This is a genomic window from Alteriqipengyuania sp. (assembly GCF_964222115.1).
Taxonomy (GTDB): Bacteria; Pseudomonadota; Alphaproteobacteria; order Sphingomonadales; family Sphingomonadaceae; genus Alteriqipengyuania.
In genome coordinates, this window is the sequence record NZ_CAXQBM010000022.1 from 101,339 (window position 1) to 118,932 (window position 17,594).

Here is a 17,594-nt window from a genome sequence, read left to right on the forward strand (position 1 = left end):
GACCACGAGGTTCACATGGCCGATACAGTATCCGACACGGGCGATGCCGCGGCGCAGAAGGCGTATGAAACCGCCGTTGCCGCGAAGTCCGACAGTCAGCCGAAGGCAGCTCCGGCCGGGACGGATGCCGCGAAGGCTGCGGCTCCTGCACCCGAAGCTCCTGCCAGGAAGCCTCCCGTAAAGCAGTCCGCCAAGGCGAAGGTCGCGAAAAAGCCGACCACTGCTGCGGCCAAGAAGCCGACCGCCGGCAAGCCCGCCACCAAGGCGCCTGCGACGAAACCGGCCAAGAAGGTTTTGGCGAAGAAGGCTCCGGCCAAGACTGCCACTGCCAAAACGACGACCAAGAAGACCACCCTCAAGAAAACCCCAACCAAATCGGGCGGCGCCAAGCGCGTTGCCCCCCCCGTATCGAAGGACACCACCATGGCTACCAAGACCGACACCAAGAACATCGCCACCGACATGGCCCACGAAATGCAGACGCGTCTCGCCGGCATGTACGAAAAGGGCACCGAGATGACCGGCGAAATGGTCACCTTTCAGCGCGCCAACGCCGAAGCGATGGCCGAAGCCGGCAAGATCCTCTTCACCGGTATGCAGGACCTGACCCGCGACGCCGTTGAAGAAGGCCGCAAGGCTGCCGACCAGTTCAGCGAAGATGCGCGCCTGATGGCTGCCGCGAAATCGCCGACCGAACTCGTCAAGCTGCAGGGCGACATCGTGCGTCGTTCGTTCGACAGCGCCATCGCGACCGGCTCGAAGAACACCGAAGCCTGGATCAAGCTGACCAACGAAGCTTTCGCACCGCTGACCAGCCGCGTGAGCGAAACGGTCGACAAGATGAACAAGCTCGCCGCCTGATTGCGGACAGCTTTCCCGACAAGCGAGAGCGTACGTCGGGTTCAACGAAAAAAGGAGGGTCGGGCGACAGGATCGTCCGGCCCTCTTTTCCGTTTCGTACAAGACCGGCTTTCGCCCGCCCCTCCACCGCGATCCCTTGCGGATCGACCAAGCATTGCGATATTGATTTCTGATGCGCCAACCAGCCACCCCTTCCCGACCAGTCTTGGAGACGCCCGCAATCGGCGCCTGCGCCGTGGCGATGGCGGGCAATGACGAAGATGGCGGCACCGGCTCCGGCCCTCCCGAGGACGGGCCCGAGGTCGGGATCGCAACCAAGACCCGCGCCAAGCCGAAGAAGCCTAGCCAGTACAAGGTGCTGATGCTGAACGACGATTACACGCCGATGGAATTCGTCGTGATGGTGCTCAAACGCTTTTTCCGGATGGACCTGGACGAAGCGACGCAGGTGATGCTCCACGTGCACCAGCGCGGCGTGGGCGTGTGCGGGATATTCCCTTACGAGGTCGCGGAAACCAAGGTGAACCAGGTGATGGACTTCGCGCGCCAGAACCAGCACCCTCTCCAGTGCACACTCGAAAAGGCGTAAGTTCGGGGCAGCGACAAACGTGCAGATGACGCGGGCCTGCTTTGGCGCTAGGGCGTGACGCCGGACAGCATCCAATCACTCGCGGGACCATTCTTGCCCTTCAACTCGCGCCTCGACCGATACATTTTTCGCCTGACCATTGTTCCGCTGCTCGGCGTGTTCGTGCTCGCTGCGTCGCTGCTGGTGCTCGACCAGATGCTGCGCCTGTTCCGTTTCGTGACGACCGAAGGTGGCCCGGTGGGCGTGGTGTTCCAGATGCTGGGCGCGCTGCTGCCCGACTATGCCAGCCTCGCGATCCCGCTGGGCCTGCTGCTGGGTACGCTCTTCGCTTTCCGCCAACTCGCCTTGTCCAGCGAACTGGACGTGATGCGGGCCGTCGGACTCAGCTATACCCGCCTGCTGCGCGTGCCCTACGCAATCACTATCGTGCTGATGGCGATCAATGCCGCGCTGGTGTTTTACATCCAGCCGGTCTCCAAATATTACTACGAGGAATTGCAGTTCGATCTGCGATCGGGCGCGCTCGGCGCATCGATCAAGGTCGGCGAGTTCACGACCCTGGCCGACCGGATGGCGCTGCGGATCGAATCGAGCGAGGATTCGGGCCGCCAGCTGGAGGGGATTTTTGCCCGGATCGTGACCGAGGACGGTCAGGTCCTCTCGATCAGCGCACGCGAGGGGCGCTTCCTTTCGACCAACGACGATCCCGATACGATCATCCTGCGCCTGAGCGATGGCACTATCGTGCAAGACCCTGCTGGCCAGAGCCCGCGCGTTCTCAGTTTCTCCATGCACGATCTGCCGATCGACCTGCCCACGATCCAGAGCTTCCGCCAGCGTGGCGAAGGCGAGGCAGAATATATCCTGCCCGAACTGCTGCGGATTGGGTGGAGTGACAGTTCGAGCGAGACACAGCGCAATGCCAGCCAGGCGAGCTTCAACTATCGCATGGTCGAGCTGGCGATGATGCTGTTCATGCCGCTGCTCGCGGTGGCACTGGCGATCCCGCCCAAGCGATCGACCAGCGCGCTGGGCGTGTTCGTGGCGGTGGTGCTGGTGGTCGCCTATCACAAGGTCAACCAGTACATGCAGGATTTCGCCGCGCTGGGCCGGATCGACCCGGTGCTGGGCCTATGGGGGCCGTTCGCGGTCCTTGTCGGCCTGATCCTGTGGTGGTTCTGGCAAATCGCCTACATGCCCGGCGGGCAGCCGATCGGCGCGCTCGAAAATGCCTTTGCGAAGATCCTCAAGCGCATCGGCCGCATCCTCCGCCCCCGCCGCCGCGCCGATGCCTATCGCGCCGAGCAGGCAAGTTGACGGGCCGCTAGATGACACTCGACTTTTTCCCCTCGCGCACGCTGACGCTCTACCTCGCGAAGATGTTTTCGCTGCGCATCCTCGCCGTGCTGGTGATGCTGGTGCTGGTGCTGATGATGCTGGACCTGCTTTCCACCAGCGGAGAGATCCTGGCCGTCCCCGGCAACAGCGAAGCCGAACTTTGGCTCTATGCCAGCTTGCGGGTGCCACTCCTGATCCAGCGTTTCCTGCCCTACTCGGTGCTGCTTGCGACCATCATCACGCTCGTCACGCTCAACCAGAACAGCGAGGTGATTGCGATGAAGGCGGCAGGGCTCTCCGCACACCAGGTGCTGGCGCCGCTGATCATGACCGCTCTGGTCGTGGCGCTCGGCAGCTTTGCGTTCAACGAACGCATCGTGACGCGGTCCGCAGCACAGCTCAACGTGTGGGAGAAGTCCGAGTTCGGCGCGCTGCCGCAAACGCCGGAAACCAGCGGGGTGATCTACCTCGACGATGGCCCCAATATCCTGACTGCCCGCAGCTACGACAGCAGCGGGCCTGCGCCGACCCTGCGCGATGTCACCTATTACCGCTTCAGCCCCAGCGGCGAGATCACGCAGCAATCCGATGCCGACCTGGCTATTCGCGGGGCAAATGGTTGGGCGATGCAGAACCCGCGCATCTTTACCGTGGGCACCGCAAGCGTTGCGCAACCGCTTGAGCTGGTCGTTGCGCCAGATGTGACGCCGCAGCAAGTCGAACTGGCATCGGTCGACCCGACGGCGCAGCCCCTGTGGCAGCTCGACGATTCGATTGCCGCCTATAAGGCTGCCGGGCGCGATGCGGACGAGCTGGAAGCGAATTACTGGCACAAGATATCCGGCCCGCTGTCGGCAGTGCTGATGCCGATCCTCGGCGCCGTGGCAGGCTTCGGACTTGCGCGTTCGGGCCAGCTTTTCGTGCGCGCCCTGATCGGGATGGCACTTGGCTTCGCCTATTTCGTGATCGACAATGCCGCGCTCGCCATGGGCAATTTCGGTGGCTATCCGCCTTTCCTCGCCGCGTGGGCACCCTTCTTCCTGTTCCTGCTGATCGGCGAGACCGTGCTGGTGCGCACCGAAGAGTGAGTGGTTCCACGCAAGACACGTGGCATATCCGCCTCGCCCGGCCCGAAGACGCACCTGCAATGCCCGCTATCGAGCATGCGGCAGGTACTTTGTTCCAGCGAATTGAAGGGTTTGAAGACATTGCCGGCCAAGGCACCGTGCCGGTCGAGCGCCTAACCCGTTATATCGGGCGCGGGCATTGTCTGGTGGCCGCAGCGAATGACGCGTTGATCGGATTTCTGGTGACCGAACCCTTCGGGCGCGAACTCCATGTATACGAATTCAGCGTGCATCCCGACTGGCAGGGTCAAGGGGTCGGTTCGGCCTTGCTGCGGGCCTGCTTCATCGATGCGCACAACACCGGCTTTACCGCAATCACGCTTACTACCTTTGTCGAAATACCTTGGAATGCGCCTTTTTACCGACGGATGGGATTTTCCGACATCCACCCGGCGAGCCACCCGAGGCTCCAAAGCGAACTCGATAAAGAATATCGGCACGGCATGCCTGCCGGTTCGCGGGTCGGGATGATCCGCCCGCTTTGATTGACTTTCTTGCAACCAACCCTAAGTACACGCGCGGTTCAGGCGACATGCTGCAGTGCAGCGCGCTTGTTGCTTCGGGTTGGAGCAGCCGGTTGTCCGGCATTGCATCATCCGTCCAGAAGCGTAGGATCGCTCTCTAAGTACGCAAAACAGGAATTTTGCTCGTGTCGGAAACGAACACTGCGAAACCAGATGCCGATTTGCCGTTCTGGAAACGGCGCCATTACCTCGACCGCATGACCCTGCGCGAGTTGGTGGTGGCCTATTTCCAGCACTACACGATCATGGCCTACCTCGCGCTCGCGCTGGCTGCTTTCGGCGTCTACGCATGGCAGCCTGCGGGGCTGGTCGCCAGCATCGCGGCATTTGCCGCAGGCGTCATGGTGTATCCGCTGGTCTGGCACCTGCTGCACCAGTACGTGCTGCACGGCACCTGGATGTACAAGCACAAGTGGCTGTCGCCGACGTGGAAGCGTATCCATTACGATCACCACCAGGACCCGAACGACCTTTCGGTGCTGTTCGGTGCCCTCCACACCACCCTGCCTACGATCGCGATCGCGACCCTCCCGATCGGTTTCCTGATCGGCGGCATCGGTGGCGCGGCGATGGCGTTTGCAGCAGGCCTGCTGACGACCTGCTATTACGAATTCATGCACTGCATCCAGCACCTCAGCTTCAAGCCGAAGTGGAAGTGGGTGCAGCACATGAAGCAGCGTCATAACGAGCATCACTATTTCGACGAAACCGGCAATTTCGGGATCACCAACTACTGGTGGGATCACCTGCTGGGGACCTATTACCAGAAGAAAGATCGGGCCAAGCGTTCGAAGACCGTCTTCAATCTCGGTTACGACGAGACGGTCGCGAAAGACTATCCGTGGGTGAAGGAGCTGTCGGGCGGCATCGCCACAGGCCATCCGCGTCGCCGCGCCCTAACAAAGGAAAACGACCAGGCCACCGCATAAGCCGGGGCCTGATCGCAAGGATATAATGACTGACATTACCGTCTCGTCGCTCGATGCGGCGAAACCGCACGATCGTGCGGCTTTCGTCGATTTGGGCCGCCGCTTCGCCGCGCAGGTGCCGCACTCCGTGCCGCAGATGCGTTCCGAGCAGATCGAACTCGTCCATCCGGACAAGAACCCGTTCTTCAGCCATGCCGACGTCCAGCTGTTCATCGCCTATCGCGCGGGAAAGCCGGTCGGCAGGATCAGCGCGCATATCGACCGGCTAGCCCTTACCATCGCGCCCGAACAGGGTATGGGCCCGGGCACCGGCATGTTCGGCTATTTCGATGCAGAGGACAGCGACGTGGCCAAGGCGCTGCTGGACACTGCCGAAGCCTGGTTGAAGGCCAAAGGCATGTCGCAAGTGCTTGGCCCGATTTCGATGTCGATCTGGGAAGAGCCCGGACTGCTGGTGCGCGGGCAGGATCATGCGCCCATGATCCTGATGGGCCATCACCCGGCGGAATACGAAGGCTACATCGCCGGACACGGATACGATCCGGCAAAGAGCCTTTATACCTACGATCTCGACATCACGCAGGAATTCCCGCCGCTCGTACAGCGGATCGTCAAATCGGGCGAGCGCAATCCGCGCATCCGCATGCGGCAGGTCGACCTCGACAATTATCAGAGCGAGATCGAGATCATTCTCGAAATCCTGAACGATGCCTGGTCGGACAACTGGGGCTTTGTCCCCCTGACCGAGGAAGAAGTCGCCCATACGGGCAAGGCCCTGAGGCCGCTGGTCCACCCGGAGCTGAACCGGATTGCCGAACTGGATGGCGAACCTGTCGCCTTCATGCTGACATTGCCCGACGTGAACGACCTGTTCGCGAAGACCGGCGGCAAGCTGTTCCCGTTCGGCTGGCTAAAATCGCTCCTGTGGCTGAAGAAACCCACAGGTTCAGGCATGCGTGTGCCTCTGATGGGGGTGCGCAAGCGGCTGCATAATTCCCGCCTCGCCAGCCAGCTCGCTTTCATGATGATCAGCGATATTCGCAGTTATGCTGTAGGCAAATTCGGCTCCAAACGCGCCGAGATCGGCTGGATCCTCGAAGACAACCAGGGGATGGTTGCCATCGCGGACACGATCGATAGCCGGATTAATCGCGAATACGTGATCTATCGGAAAAGTTTATAGCGGAACACGAAGCCATCCAGCGTCGTTCGATAGGCTGACCCTGCCGCCACGGCATGGCTTTCGCGAAGGACGACCCTGAATGCCACCCGATGGCGCAACCGACACAAAGCCCCGCAAGATTGGCCCCGTTCTGGTGGTAGAGGACGACGCCGTTCTGGCGCTGGCGGTGGAGGATGCCCTGCTGGCGGCGGGCGCGCGCGACGTGACCATTGCGGCCACCACAGCTCAGGCGACCGAAACTCTGCGCGACGGACGGATCGAAACCGTCATCCTCGATGTGCACCTTGCAGATCGCGGCGATGGCTGGGCCATTGCCGAACTGGTTCGCGCGCTGGGCACAGATGCGCCAAAGGTCATTTTCGCCACAGGATCGCCCGGGGAAATCCCCAAGCATATCGCCGACCTGGGCCCGGTCCTGAGCAAGCCCTATGATTTCGAGGAACTGCTGGCGCACGTCGGTACGCGTGGGCGAAGCTCGCTGCTGCAGAAGCTCAGACGAAACTAGATCCCGCATCGCCGGCAGCGCACGTCCGCAATGCATCGATCATCGGCATTGTGGACCACCGCATAAAAAAAGGCCTTCGATCCGCTTCTCGCGGAACGAAGGCCTTCGGGATCGTATCACCAGCCGCTTGGACGGGAGGGGGGTCTCGGCGGTGACATAGGGGTAATGCCCCGAACCGAGCGGGGGTTCCGAGCACATCGAAAAAATTTTCGCGGCTTTCATCCGGACGTCATCATCGTGTCGGCGGAAGAACTTGCGATTGTGTCGGAACCGCCCGAGAGGCCACACGTTGGCGGGGAAGGTTCAGACGGGAAAGAATATATGTCCATTGGTGAAAATGTCGCTGCGAATCTCCCTTACCTGCGTCGCTACGCGCGCGCGCTGACCGGATCGCAGCAAACCGGCGACGCCTTCGTTCGGGCGACGCTTGAGGCCGCACTGGCCGATGACGATCTGAAGGCTTCTCTGGAAGGCGGACGAGTGCCGCTCTACCGCGCGTTCAACAAGGTCTGGTCGAGCGCCTATCTCGAGGTGTCCGACAACGGCGCCGACGCCACCCTCCCGGGCGAGGTCGAGGCCGACCGGTTGCAAACGGTCACCCCGCTCAACCGGCAGGCATTGCTGCTGACCACTCTGGAAGACTTCACCATCGAGCAATCGGCCGAGATCATGGAAATCTCGCCAGAGGAAGTGGAGAAGATGGTGCAGGATGCTATCGCCGAGATCGACCGTGAGTCCGCCACCAGCGTGCTCATCATCGAAGACGAGCCGCTGATCTCGATGCAGCTTGAAGATCTCGTCCGCGGGTTGGGCCACGATATCTGCGGTACGGCAGCCACCCGTACGCAAGCGCAGGAGGTTGTCGCGAATAACACCCCGGGGCTGGTGCTCGCGGATATCCAGCTGGCCGACGGTTCGTCCGGCCTCGATGCGGTGGACGATATCCTCAGCATTGGCAGTGTGCCGGTGATCTTCATCACGGCCTATCCGGAACGGCTGCTCACCGGCGATCGGCCCGAGCCGACCTACCTGGTCACCAAGCCTTTCCAGGAAGCAACGGTACGCGCGGCGATCAGCCAGGCGCTGTTCTTCAACAATCATAGCGAAAGTGCAGCCGCATAGGCTCGAATCGCAAGGCAGAGGTACGAAGGGCGTCGCGTTTGCGGCGCCCTTTCTCTTTGTCGCTCGGGCAAAGGTCAGGGGGTCGGCGGCGCTTCGCGCAACTGGCTGCGGCGCGCGCGCAGTCTGAAATCGGCCGGCTTGCGAATGGGCACCCGCAATGTGCATCGCACACCTGCGGATGCGAATTCGAGATCGACCGGGTGCTTCAGCTCGTGCGCGACAATTTTCTCGATCAGTTCGGTCCCGAAGCCGCGACTACGATCCTGCGCAACCGGCGGGCCGTCGGCCTCTTGCCACACCACTTCGACCAGATCGTCGCGCAGCCGAGTCCAGCTGACAGACAGCTTGCCGTCTTCCACCGAAAGGGACCCGTATTTCGAAGCATTTGTTGCGAGCTCGTGGATCGCAAGGCCGAAAGACAGCGCGTCATTGGGCGCGAGTTCGACTGCCGGGCCGCTGAAGTCCAGCAAGGCATTCCCGGAGCCCACATAGGGCGCCAGCTCCGCCTCCAGCACCGCCTCCAACGGCGTGGTGCCCCATTCCGACTGGGTCAAAAGATCGTGCGTCGCCGACAGTGCGCGGATACGGCCATCGAGTCCGGTGGCGAAATCTTCCAGCGAATTGGCACGGCGACGGGTCAGGGCGACGATCGAGAGAACATTGGCGAGCGTGTTCTTGACGCGGTGATTCAATTCGCGCGTCAGCGAGTTGCGGATCGAATTCTGCTCGGCATAGAAGTTCAGAGCCGCCTGGTCTTCATGGGCCTGCTGGGTCAGCAATCGCGCCACCAGCATTGACAAGCTGGCGACCGCGATCCCGAACAGCAGAGTGATCATGGACAGCAGCGACAAGGCATCGCCGCGCGCGGATTCCACCTCCACCACCATGGGACGGTCGGCGAGGCGGACCTCGAGCTGCGTCACATTTCCGGTCGGCTTCTCCGGCGCGTGGGTGGCGATGAGGTTCGCGGGCACCGGGTCACCGTCGAAGAGACGCACACCGCGTCGCCCCACAACCTCGCGGGTCAGCACCGAATCGAGGAAATCCTGCGCATTGAACGGACTGTAGACAAAGCCGCGAATACGCTCGTCACTGGTCTCGGGTTCGAAGACCGGCATGTAGACGATAAAGCCCTTGCGCCCCGATTTGCGGTCGCGGACGAGCACGACGGGGCCTGTCGCCGTGGGCCGGTTGGTGCGGATCGCCTCCTGCATCGCTTCGCGGCGGGCTCCCTGCGAGTACATATTGAACCCATACGCGCGGGGATCGAGCTGCGTCATCGGCTCGAAGAAGGTTACCGGGACCGCGAATTTGCTGTCTCCCGAGGGCGGTGGTGCGATCGTGTAATCGACGCCCATCTCGGTGGAAACCAGACGCTCGAACGCAGGGATCTGGTTGCGCGGCACGATCGGTGCCCAGCCGATTCCTTCCGCGCCCCGATAATCCGCATCGAGTCGCAATTCGGTCGCGAAGCGACGGAACAGGTCGGCAGGCACACGTTCCAGCGTGCTTATCAACGATGCCCCGGCGATGAGGTAGGACCCGCTGGTATTGACGCGCCGGTCGAGCGAGGATGCGATGACCTGGGCGGTTTCGTCCAGTACCGCCCGCTCCCGTTCGCGCTCGCCCCGTTCGATTGCAAACACGCTCAGCGTCGTGATCGCGGTGATGAGCAGGAAGATCACCACCGGGACCGCGCGCGGATAGTGGATCAGCCATCGCCTGAATCGCCGTGTCTGGAATGCGTTCTCGGACGCCAAGACTGCCCCACTACTGTCGCTATCCCCGCACGCGATGCGGCGAATGATCTGTTCGGTTTCCTAGGGAACCACGAGCATCGCGCAACGTTCCTGTTATCTTGGATCGATTTTGGGAAGGGTAGGCTTGGGTTTCGGCAACCGAAGGCCCATGTAGCCAACAGGCATGGACGACAAAAACAATTCACATAGCAAAGCCCACTCCGGTCGGGCAGTGGGCGGCAAGGACGACCCGATGAGCAAACCTCAATGGGCGGACAGCTTGCGCAATCTGTACGACTCGGTCGTGGACGAACCAATTCCCGACAGTTTCAAGGACTTGCTCGCGCAGCTGGACGAGCCGAAAAACGACGATGCGGCTGGCGGGGGCGCAGCATGAGTTCACTCCCTGCGCCGGCAGCGGACCCGGTCGAGTTCAAGCGCGAGCTGACCGAAGTCGTGCCTCATCTGCGCGCGTTCGCGCGCGGCCTGTGCGGACGCCCCGACATGGCGGACGATCTCGTGCAGGAAACACTCATGAAGGCATGGGCCGCGCAGGAGCGGTTCGAGCCTGGCACCAGCATGCGGGCATGGACCTTCGTGATCCTACGCAATGCCTATCTGACCGACATGCGCCGCAATCGCTTTCGCGGCGAATATGACGAGAATGTCGCGGAACGCATCCTGACGGCACCAGCCGGTCAGGAGGAGCCGATCCACCTGTCGGACATGCACCGCGCCTTGCTGACCTTGCCACCCGAACGGCGCGAAGCGCTGCTGCTGGTTGGCGCGGGCGGCTTTTCCTATGAAGAGGCGGCCAATATCTGCGGCTGTGCGGTCGGCACGATCAAGAGCCGCGTGGGCCGGGCTCGCGCTGCGCTCAATGCCATGCTGTCCGAAGGGGACATCCCCCAGCGCTCGATCGAAGACGAGACTGCGCATCGCGCCATCCTGGAAGAGCTGGACGATGTGGCCGCGGGCAACGGCCTTGCCGAACCGACCAATGGGCGCAACTGACCCGCGCCCGAACCGGAGTGCCGCCCCGTGAACGATCCCGGGGGGGCAGCGACGCCGCAGCGTCGACCCAAAAGCGTCGCCTCCAAGAAACGTACCCTGCTTGCCGAACAGGAGCTGCGGCTGCTGAGCACGCTGGTCCTGCTGCTAGGCATCGGTCTGTTCCTCGCCCTGCCCTTCGTGCTTTCGATCGGATCGGTAGTGTTCCTGCCGGTGACGACGGCGGTAATCCTGTCGGTATTGCTCGCCCCGTTGGCAGATCGCCTGTCCTCGTGGGGCGTGCCGAACATGCTGGCCTCTGTGCTGTCGCTGCTCATCTTTCTCGGCATCGTGGTGCTGGCATTCGGCGCCATCCTGCAACCGGCCTTTTCGCTGTTCGATCGCCTGCCCGAACTGATCGAGCAGATCGGCATGCGGTTCCAGGAATTGCAGGCGGAGTTCGCGTGGCTGGCTAACGCCAACCAGCGTATTGCCGAATTGTTCGGCGGAGCGGGCGGCAACGAGGTCACTCTGGCCGGCCCCTCGGTGTTCCAGCAGGTCGCGATCAGCGCGCCTGTCTTGCTGCTGGAAGTGATGCTGACCTTCCTGATGGCCTTCTTCATGATCGAAGCGCGTGGGCGGGTGCGCCGCAATATCCTGTTCGGTCGCACCAGTTTCGGCACCAGCGTCAAGGCAGCGCGTGTCCTGCGCGAAGTGCAGGATCGGGTGGCGGTCTACATCCTGACGGTTGCCTGGATCAATCTGGGCGTCGGCATTGTCGTCGCTCTGGGTGCGTGGGCAATGGGCCTGCCCGCGCCGATCATGTGGGGTGGGCTCGCCGCCCTGCTCAATTTCGTCCCCTATATCGGGCCGGTGGCGATGACAGCGCTGCTCACTCTCTTTGGGCTCGGCACGGCGGACACCGTATTTCTCGGGCTGGTGCCGCCCGTCGCCTATGTGATCCTCCATGTGTTCGAGGCGAACGCGATCACGCCCGCGATCCTGGGCCGCCGCTTCACCATGAACCCGGTGATGATCCTGCTCGCCTTTTCCTATTTCACATGGATCTGGGGCGCGATCGGTGCGCTGCTTTCGGTTCCGATCCTGCTGATGCTGACCGCCTTCTTCGACCATGTCGGGCGGCCCAACCTGCTCGGCTTCATCTTTGGCGAGCCGCTGTTCCAGACGCCGCTGATCGAAGAAGGCGAGGTAACGTCCGCCGAAGACACCCGGCCAGCCTAGCACACACCCGGATAGCAAAAGGGCCCGACCGCTTCCGGTCGAGCCCCTTTCATGTGGCGGTTGTTCGCGCCTTAGTTCGGGTATTTCCAGGTCGATCCGCGGGCGAGGTTCTCGCTCGCAAAGGACCAGTTCAACTTATCCCCGGTCACCGCCTTCAGGTAGGAAGGACGCGCATTCTGGTGGTCGAGATAATAGGCGTGTTCCCAAAGGTCGATCACGAGGAGCGGGTTGACCCCGTCCTGATCGGCCAGCGTATCGCCATCGTGCGTTTCTTCGATGGTCAGCGATCCGCCCTTTTCGGCCAGCCACACCCAGCCGCTGGCGAAGTGTCCGGCACCGCGTTCCTGCAGCTTCTCCTTCAGGCCATCGAGCGAGCCGAAGGCGCTGTCGATCATGCTTTTGAGCTCGTCCGACGGCGCGGATTCCTCGCCTGCCATCGAATGCCAGTAGAAGCCGTGGTTCCAGCTTTGCGCGGAATTGTTGAACAGGCCCTGGTCGCTGCCGCGGGCCGCCGCGATGACCTCTTCCAGAGACTTGTCGGCATGGTCGGTGCCTTCGATCGCTGCGTTGGTCTTGTCGATATACGCCTTGTGGTGCTTGCCATGATGGTAGCTAAGCGTCTCGGCGGAAACCGCAGGGGCAAGAACGGTATCGGGGTAGGGTAGCGGGGTTACTTCGAAGGCCATTTTTGGTGTCTCCCGTTATTTGGGTTTGGGTTAGCTTTCACATTTCCGAACGCGCGGGCGCGCTATCCGTTGCAAGATTTTCTGCCCCATTTTCGGGGGCGGCGCGGTCGGTTGCGCCTGCTAGCGCGACATCGGCGGTGACATTGGCGAGCGTGCGCATGATGTCGGGCAGCATTTCGACCGCAACCAGCAGCGCGAGCGGTTCCACCGGTACGCCCATCGCCAGCGCGATCGGCCCGATGGACACCACGAAGCTGATCGTACCGGGCAGGCTGACCGATCCGATGGAGATCACGAAGGCCACCGCCAGCCCGGCAAGCATGGCGGGCACGCTCAGTTCGATCCCGAACAGGTGCGCGACATAGATCGCTACGGCGAGATTCATCGCCGGGCTCGTCGCACGGAAGATCGCCACCGACAGCGGAAGCACAAAGTCCGCCACGTTCTCCCCGATGCCCAGACGTCGTGCAGTCGCCAGCATAGCAGGCAGGCTGGCGAGCGAGCTCTGGGTGGAAATCGCAACTGCCTGTGCCGGAAGCATCGCGCGCGCAAAACTCGACGGGCCATGGCGCAGCATCCCGACGAAATAGGCGGCGACCAGCACGATCCCACCCATCGCCGACACGGTCAGGATATAGTGCAGCAGGGTCAGGAACGCCGCATCGCCGCCTGCGCGCACCGCCACGCCCAGGGCCAGCGCGAACACACCGACTGGGGCCAGCCACAGGACCCAGCCGATCACCAGCAGCATGGCATTGGCGACCGCTTCGAAGAAGCTGCGCAGGATCGCGGACTGCTCGGGCGACAGGCGCGTGATGGCGACGGCGAACAGGGCAAAGAATATCGTCAGCGGCAGCATCGCGGTTTCGGCCGCCGCCGCGATGATGTTGGGCGCGATGAGCGAGAGGAAAAAGTCGGACAGGCCCGGGACCTGTTGCGCCTCTACGTCCGCTGCAAGCAGGCTCTGCGCGCCGGCTGGCGGCGGGACGGCCTGGAGCAGCAGGGGCATGGCGATGATCGTCGCCAGCCCGCTGAACACCAGGGCCAGTGCCACGAAGGCGAGCATGCGCCGCGCAGTTGCCCCGGCCCGTGCCGCGCTGGCCAGCTGCGTGATCCCGAGCACAAGCAGCGCAGCAACCAGCGGGATAATGGTCATCTGCAAGGCGCGCAGCCATAGTGTCCCGACAGGTTCGCTGAAGGGTAGCACAGCATCGGCAAAGGGGCGCCCTGCCAGCAGGGACCCTGCTATCAACCCGCACACGAGCCCGCCAAAAGTCCACCAGACAGGCAGCTTCAGCGTCACGAGCCGGGTAGGCGTGGTGGTGTCAGATGCCGACAAGCTGATATTGCCCCCTTCCCTCGGTCCGCCTGCACGTTCACAAGCAGGCCCGCATCGGTAGAGACCACAAGCAAAGGTGTGAAGACCCCTCGATGGCACGCAAATATTTCGGCACCGACGGTATCCGGGGAGAAACCAACACAGGCGCGATGACCGCGGCGATGGCCATGCGCGTCGCGCAGGCGGCAGGTGCGCATTTCCGGCGCGGCGACCACCGGCACCGCGTCGTGATCGGCAAGGACACGCGCCTTTCGGGCTACATGGTCGAAAGCGCGCTGGTCGCCGGCTTCACCAGCATGGGCGTGAATGTCATCCAGACCGGGCCGCTGCCCACGCCAGCCATCGCCATGCTGACGCGAGAGATGCGCGCGGACCTCGGCGTGATGATCTCGGCCAGCCACAATCCCTACCGCGACAATGGCATCAAGCTGTTCGGTCCGGACGGGTTCAAACTGTCGGACGATGACGAGGCCGCGATCGAGGCGCTGATCGCATGCGAGCCTGACCTCGCCCCTGCCAGCGAGATCGGCCGCGCGCGCCGCTACGACGACGCGAAGGGGCGCTATATCCACGCGGTCAAGCAATCGGTCAGCGACGAGACCCGCTTCGACGACCTCAAAGTGGTGGTCGATTGCGCCAACGGCGCGGCCTACCAGGTGGCACCCAGCGCCATCTGGGAACTGGGGGCCGAAGTCATCACGCTGGGTGTCGAGCCCAATGGGACCAATATCAATGATGGTGTCGGCTCCACCTCGCTCGATGCGGTGAAAGCCAAGGTGGTCGAATCCGGGGCCGATATCGGCATCGCGCTGGATGGCGATGCGGACCGGCTGATCGTGGTGGACGAGAAGGGCCAGACGATCGACGGCGACCAGATCATGGCCTCCATCGCCACCCGCATGGCGGAAAAGCAGCTGCTGCGCGGCGGCGGGGTGGTCGCCACGGTGATGAGCAACCTGGGGCTGGAGCGCTATCTCGAAGGCATGGGCCTGACGCTCGAGCGCACCAAGGTCGGCGACCGTTACGTGCTTGGGGCTATGCGCAGCGGCGGCTTCAATGTCGGGGGCGAGCAGTCGGGTCACATGATCCTGCTCGACCATGCGACCACGGGCGACGGCACGGTCGCCGCGATGCGCGTGCTCGCCAGCCTCGTCCGCTCGAACCGCCCCGCCTCGGAAGAGCTGCGCATGTTCGAACCCGTGCCGCAGATGCTCAAGAACGTGCGCTACCAGGGCCCTAGCCCGCTCGACGCGCCTAAAGTCAAGCAAGCCATCGCGGATGCGGAAAGCACGCTCGACGGCAAGGGGCGGCTTGTCATCCGCGCTTCTGGCACCGAGCCACTGATCCGGGTGATGGCCGAAGGCGACGATGCGGGCGAAGTGGAATCCGTGGTCGACATGGTGTGCGATGCGGTGAGAGACGCCGCCTGATGGCGGAGCTCGACCATGCTTGAGATGCGGCCCGACTGCGAAAAGTGCGGCGCGGACCTGCCTGCGGCGGAACCCGGCGCGTTCATCTGCAGCTTCGAATGCACCTTCTGCGCAGCCTGTGCAGACAAGCTGGACGATTTGTGCCCCAATTGCGGGGGCGAGCTGATGGACCGCCCGACCCGCGCGGCCCGGCTGCTCGAGAAATATCCGGCGAGTACCGAGCGCAAATTCCAGAGCTAGAAATATCCCGTTCGCTACAGCGCGAACGGCAGAGGATAAGCATGACGACCAAGCCCCCTCCCCGTATCCTCTCCATCGCCGGGTCCGACAGCGGCGGCGGTGCAGGTATCCAGGCTGACATCAAGACCATCACCATGCTGGGCGGCTATGCGATGACCGCGATCACCGCGATCACCGCGCAGAACTCGCGCGGGGTGCAGGCCATCGCTCCGCTGGGTGACGACATGGTGGTGGAGCAGATCGATTCCTGCCTCACCGATTTCGGTGCTGATGCGATCAAGATCGGGATGCTGCAGAATGCGCAGATCGTCGCGGGCGTGGCGGAAGGCCTTGCGACCCTGCCCGAGGCGAAGGGCCTGCCGATCGTGCTTGATCCCGTAATGGTCGCGACTTCGGGCGCGCGGCTGCTGGAAGAAGACGCCATTGCCACCATGCGCGACAAGCTGTTTCCCATGGCGACCATCCTGACACCCAACATGCCCGAGCTGGAAATCCTGTCCGGCAGCAAGCTGACCGATACGGACAAGACCATTGCCGCCGCAGTGAAGATTGCTTCTGCCCACGGATGCCACGTGCTCGCCAAGGGCGGCCACACCGATGATGACCGGGTGATCGACATCCTGGTAGGACCGCAAGGCTTCCTGATGCAGTTCGACGACGCGAAGATCGACACGCCGCACACGCACGGCACCGGATGCACCCTGTCAGCCGCGATCGCCACGCTGATCGGGCACGGGCAGCACATCCAGCATGCGGTGCGGCTGGCACGGCAATTCACCCGATCGGCGATCGCCTACGCGCCGGGCTTCGGCGACCGCAACGGCCCGCTCGGCCATCAGGCCGTGCGCAAGCTCGAAGGCTAGGCCTCCAGCTCGTAGAACTCGGTGATCGCGTCCCACGCCTCGCCGGCGGTCTCGCACCAGGTAATGAGGTCGAGATCGCGATGGCTGATCGTGCCTTCCTCTGCCAGCGCCTCGAAATCGATCACGCGGCCCCAGAAATCCTTGCCGAACAGCAGGATCGGCATGGGCTTCATCTTGCCGGTCTGGATCAGCGTCAGCAGTTCGAAGAATTCGTCGAACGTCCCGAAACCGCCAGGGAACACCGCGACCGCCTTGGCCCGCAGCAGGAAATGCATCTTGCGCAGCGCGAAGTAGTGGAACTGGAAGCTGAGATAGGGTGTGACGAATGTGTTGGGCGCCTGTTCGTGCGGGAGCACGATATTCAGCCCGATGCTCTCCCCGCCCGCATCGCTGGCCCCGCGATTGCCCGCCTCCATGATCGACGGACCGCCACCGGTGGTCACGATGAACTGCCGCTCCCCGTTTTCGATGATCGCCTTCTCGGTCACCATCCGCGCGAGATTATAGGCTTCCTGGTAGTACTTCGCCTTCTCGATCAGGCGCTCGACGGTCTTCTGCTCCGCTTCGGATTTCTCGGCAGCGGATTCGCGCAGCGCGTCGACATCCTCGGGCGAAGGGATCCGTGCGGAGCCATACATCACCAGCGTGCTGCCCACGCCCGCCTGGTCGAGCAGCATTTCCGGCTTGAGCAGTTCCAGCTGGAAGCGCACCGGGCGCAGTTCCGGCTGGAGCAGGAAGTCCTCGTCGCGAAAGGCCAGCTTGTAGGCCGGGTGCCGGGTCTGCGGGGTATCGGTGCTGCTGGCTTCCTCGGCGAAACCCGCTTCTTCGTCCGCACCATAAAATCGGCGATCGTACAGATCGCTTACGCCATCATTTTCATCATTCAT

19 protein-coding genes are annotated in these 17,594 nt (G+C 62.9%); 15 read left to right on the forward strand and 4 right to left on the reverse strand.

The window, feature by feature from the left end; all coding sequences use genetic code 11:
• The first annotated feature begins 15 nt into the window (after positions 1-15).
• From ACEQXE_RS03990 to ACEQXE_RS04030, 9 genes are all read left to right on the forward strand, one after another.
• Positions 16-861 carry a phasin family protein gene (locus ACEQXE_RS03990; protein ID WP_370177649.1) on the forward strand — a complete coding sequence of 282 codons (846 nt, stop codon included), beginning with the start codon at positions 16-18 and terminating at the stop codon, positions 859-861.
• Positions 862-1,102: 241 nt separating this feature from the next.
• Positions 1,103-1,450: an ATP-dependent Clp protease adapter ClpS gene (clpS, locus tag ACEQXE_RS03995; RefSeq protein ID WP_370177708.1), complete on the forward strand. Its 348-nt coding sequence runs from the start codon at positions 1,103-1,105 to the stop codon at positions 1,448-1,450.
• A 93-nt stretch (positions 1,451-1,543) separates the two neighbouring features.
• A complete protein-coding gene (locus tag ACEQXE_RS04000) occupies positions 1,544-2,767 on the forward strand; it encodes an LptF/LptG family permease (protein WP_370177650.1) in 1,224 nt (407 codons plus the stop codon).
• An 11-nt stretch (positions 2,768-2,778) separates the two neighbouring features.
• Positions 2,779-3,876, forward strand: a complete 1,098-nt coding sequence (gene lptG, locus ACEQXE_RS04005; RefSeq protein WP_370177651.1) for an LPS export ABC transporter permease LptG — start codon at positions 2,779-2,781, stop codon at positions 3,874-3,876.
• A gap of 59 nt (positions 3,877-3,935) precedes the next feature.
• Positions 3,936-4,400 (forward strand): GNAT family N-acetyltransferase, encoded by a 465-nt coding sequence (locus ACEQXE_RS04010; protein WP_370177652.1) that lies wholly within the window; start codon positions 3,936-3,938, stop codon positions 4,398-4,400.
• A gap of 236 nt (positions 4,401-4,636) precedes the next feature.
• Positions 4,637-5,368 (forward strand): sterol desaturase family protein, encoded by a 732-nt coding sequence (locus ACEQXE_RS04015; protein ID WP_370177709.1) that lies wholly within the window; start codon positions 4,637-4,639, stop codon positions 5,366-5,368.
• A gap of 25 nt (positions 5,369-5,393) precedes the next feature.
• Positions 5,394-6,551 carry an N-acetyltransferase gene (locus ACEQXE_RS04020; protein WP_370177653.1) on the forward strand — a complete coding sequence of 386 codons (1,158 nt, stop codon included), beginning with the start codon at positions 5,394-5,396 and terminating at the stop codon, positions 6,549-6,551.
• A 79-nt stretch (positions 6,552-6,630) separates the two neighbouring features.
• Positions 6,631-7,056, forward strand: coding sequence for a response regulator (locus ACEQXE_RS04025; protein WP_370177654.1), 426 nt, complete (start codon positions 6,631-6,633; stop codon positions 7,054-7,056).
• Between the two features lie 321 nt (positions 7,057-7,377).
• Positions 7,378-8,178, forward strand: a complete 801-nt coding sequence (locus tag ACEQXE_RS04030; protein ID WP_370177655.1) for a response regulator — start codon at positions 7,378-7,380, stop codon at positions 8,176-8,178.
• Positions 8,179-8,252: 74 nt separating this feature from the next.
• On the opposite strand, the gene ACEQXE_RS04035 is transcribed toward ACEQXE_RS04030, so the two are convergent.
• Positions 8,253-9,938, reverse strand: a complete 1,686-nt coding sequence (locus ACEQXE_RS04035) for a CHASE domain-containing protein (protein WP_370177656.1) — start codon at positions 9,936-9,938, stop codon at positions 8,253-8,255.
• 232 nt (positions 9,939-10,170) lie between these two features.
• Between ACEQXE_RS04035 and ACEQXE_RS04040 the strand changes: the two genes are divergently transcribed.
• The 3 genes from ACEQXE_RS04040 to ACEQXE_RS04050 are packed head-to-tail and all read left to right on the forward strand — an operon-like array spanning position 10,171 to position 12,149.
• Positions 10,171-10,314: a NepR family anti-sigma factor gene (locus ACEQXE_RS04040; RefSeq protein WP_370177657.1), complete on the forward strand. Its 144-nt coding sequence runs from the start codon at positions 10,171-10,173 to the stop codon at positions 10,312-10,314.
• Positions 10,311-10,931 carry a sigma-70 family RNA polymerase sigma factor gene (locus tag ACEQXE_RS04045; protein WP_370177658.1) on the forward strand — a complete coding sequence of 207 codons (621 nt, stop codon included), beginning with the start codon at positions 10,311-10,313 and terminating at the stop codon, positions 10,929-10,931. Before ACEQXE_RS04040 ends, ACEQXE_RS04045 begins: the two co-directional genes overlap by 4 nt.
• Before the next feature lie 27 nt (positions 10,932-10,958).
• Positions 10,959-12,149, forward strand: coding sequence for an AI-2E family transporter (locus ACEQXE_RS04050; RefSeq protein ID WP_370177659.1), 1,191 nt, complete (start codon positions 10,959-10,961; stop codon positions 12,147-12,149).
• Between the two features lie 71 nt (positions 12,150-12,220).
• Here the strand turns inward: ACEQXE_RS04050 and ACEQXE_RS04055 are convergent, their stop codons facing one another.
• The gene (locus ACEQXE_RS04055; RefSeq protein WP_370177660.1) at positions 12,221-12,835 is read right to left on the reverse strand and encodes a superoxide dismutase; all 615 of its coding nucleotides are present in this window, start codon (positions 12,833-12,835) and stop codon (positions 12,221-12,223) included.
• 37 nt (positions 12,836-12,872) lie between these two features.
• Complete coding sequence (locus tag ACEQXE_RS04060; RefSeq protein ID WP_370177661.1) at positions 12,873-14,174, reverse strand: dicarboxylate/amino acid:cation symporter; 1,302 nt, start codon at positions 14,172-14,174, stop codon at positions 12,873-12,875.
• A gap of 92 nt (positions 14,175-14,266) precedes the next feature.
• Here ACEQXE_RS04060 and glmM point away from each other — a divergent pair, with 92 nt between their 5' ends.
• From glmM to thiD, 3 genes are read left to right on the forward strand one after another with little or no spacing between them, the layout of a single operon-like run.
• Positions 14,267-15,604: a phosphoglucosamine mutase gene (gene glmM / locus ACEQXE_RS04065; protein WP_370177662.1), complete on the forward strand. Its 1,338-nt coding sequence runs from the start codon at positions 14,267-14,269 to the stop codon at positions 15,602-15,604.
• 15 nt (positions 15,605-15,619) lie between these two features.
• On the forward strand, positions 15,620-15,844 hold the full coding sequence (locus ACEQXE_RS04070) for a DUF1272 domain-containing protein (RefSeq protein ID WP_370177663.1): 225 nt from the start codon (positions 15,620-15,622) through the stop codon (positions 15,842-15,844).
• A gap of 41 nt (positions 15,845-15,885) precedes the next feature.
• On the forward strand, positions 15,886-16,707 hold the full coding sequence (gene thiD, locus ACEQXE_RS04075) for a bifunctional hydroxymethylpyrimidine kinase/phosphomethylpyrimidine kinase (protein ID WP_370177664.1): 822 nt from the start codon (positions 15,886-15,888) through the stop codon (positions 16,705-16,707).
• On the opposite strand, the gene ACEQXE_RS04080 is transcribed toward thiD, so the two are convergent.
• Positions 16,704-17,594 carry an LOG family protein gene (locus ACEQXE_RS04080; RefSeq protein WP_370177665.1) on the reverse strand — a complete coding sequence of 297 codons (891 nt, stop codon included), beginning with the start codon at positions 17,592-17,594 and terminating at the stop codon, positions 16,704-16,706. The genes thiD and ACEQXE_RS04080 overlap by 4 nt on opposite strands.

What these genes read in the sequence shown, in the direction of transcription:
- ACEQXE_RS04040 (WP_370177657.1), top strand. Translation starts at nt 10,171, where the DNA reads ATGAGCAAACCTCAATGGGCGGACAGCTTGCGCAATCTGTACGACTCG.
- ACEQXE_RS04030 (WP_370177655.1), top strand. Translation starts at nt 7,378, where the DNA reads ATGTCCATTGGTGAAAATGTCGCTGCGAATCTCCCTTACCTGCGTCGC.
- clpS (WP_370177708.1), top strand. Translation starts at nt 1,103, where the DNA reads ATGGCGGGCAATGACGAAGATGGCGGCACCGGCTCCGGCCCTCCCGAG.
- ACEQXE_RS03990 (WP_370177649.1), top strand. Translation starts at nt 16, where the DNA reads ATGGCCGATACAGTATCCGACACGGGCGATGCCGCGGCGCAGAAGGCG.
- ACEQXE_RS04010 (WP_370177652.1), top strand. Translation starts at nt 3,936, where the DNA reads ATGCCCGCTATCGAGCATGCGGCAGGTACTTTGTTCCAGCGAATTGAA.
- thiD (WP_370177664.1), top strand. Translation starts at nt 15,886, where the DNA reads ATGACGACCAAGCCCCCTCCCCGTATCCTCTCCATCGCCGGGTCCGAC.
- ACEQXE_RS04045 (WP_370177658.1), top strand. Translation starts at nt 10,311, where the DNA reads ATGAGTTCACTCCCTGCGCCGGCAGCGGACCCGGTCGAGTTCAAGCGC.
- ACEQXE_RS04015 (WP_370177709.1), top strand. Translation starts at nt 4,637, where the DNA reads ATGACCCTGCGCGAGTTGGTGGTGGCCTATTTCCAGCACTACACGATC.
- ACEQXE_RS04025 (WP_370177654.1), top strand. Translation starts at nt 6,631, where the DNA reads ATGCCACCCGATGGCGCAACCGACACAAAGCCCCGCAAGATTGGCCCC.
- ACEQXE_RS04070 (WP_370177663.1), top strand. Translation starts at nt 15,620, where the DNA reads ATGCTTGAGATGCGGCCCGACTGCGAAAAGTGCGGCGCGGACCTGCCT.
- ACEQXE_RS04080 (WP_370177665.1), bottom strand. Translation starts at nt 17,594, where the DNA reads ATGAATGATGAAAATGATGGCGTAAGCGATCTGTACGATCGCCGATTT.
- ACEQXE_RS04055 (WP_370177660.1), bottom strand. Translation starts at nt 12,835, where the DNA reads ATGGCCTTCGAAGTAACCCCGCTACCCTACCCCGATACCGTTCTTGCC.
- glmM (WP_370177662.1), top strand. Translation starts at nt 14,267, where the DNA reads ATGGCACGCAAATATTTCGGCACCGACGGTATCCGGGGAGAAACCAAC.
- ACEQXE_RS04020 (WP_370177653.1), top strand. Translation starts at nt 5,394, where the DNA reads ATGACTGACATTACCGTCTCGTCGCTCGATGCGGCGAAACCGCACGAT.
- lptG (WP_370177651.1), top strand. Translation starts at nt 2,779, where the DNA reads ATGACACTCGACTTTTTCCCCTCGCGCACGCTGACGCTCTACCTCGCG.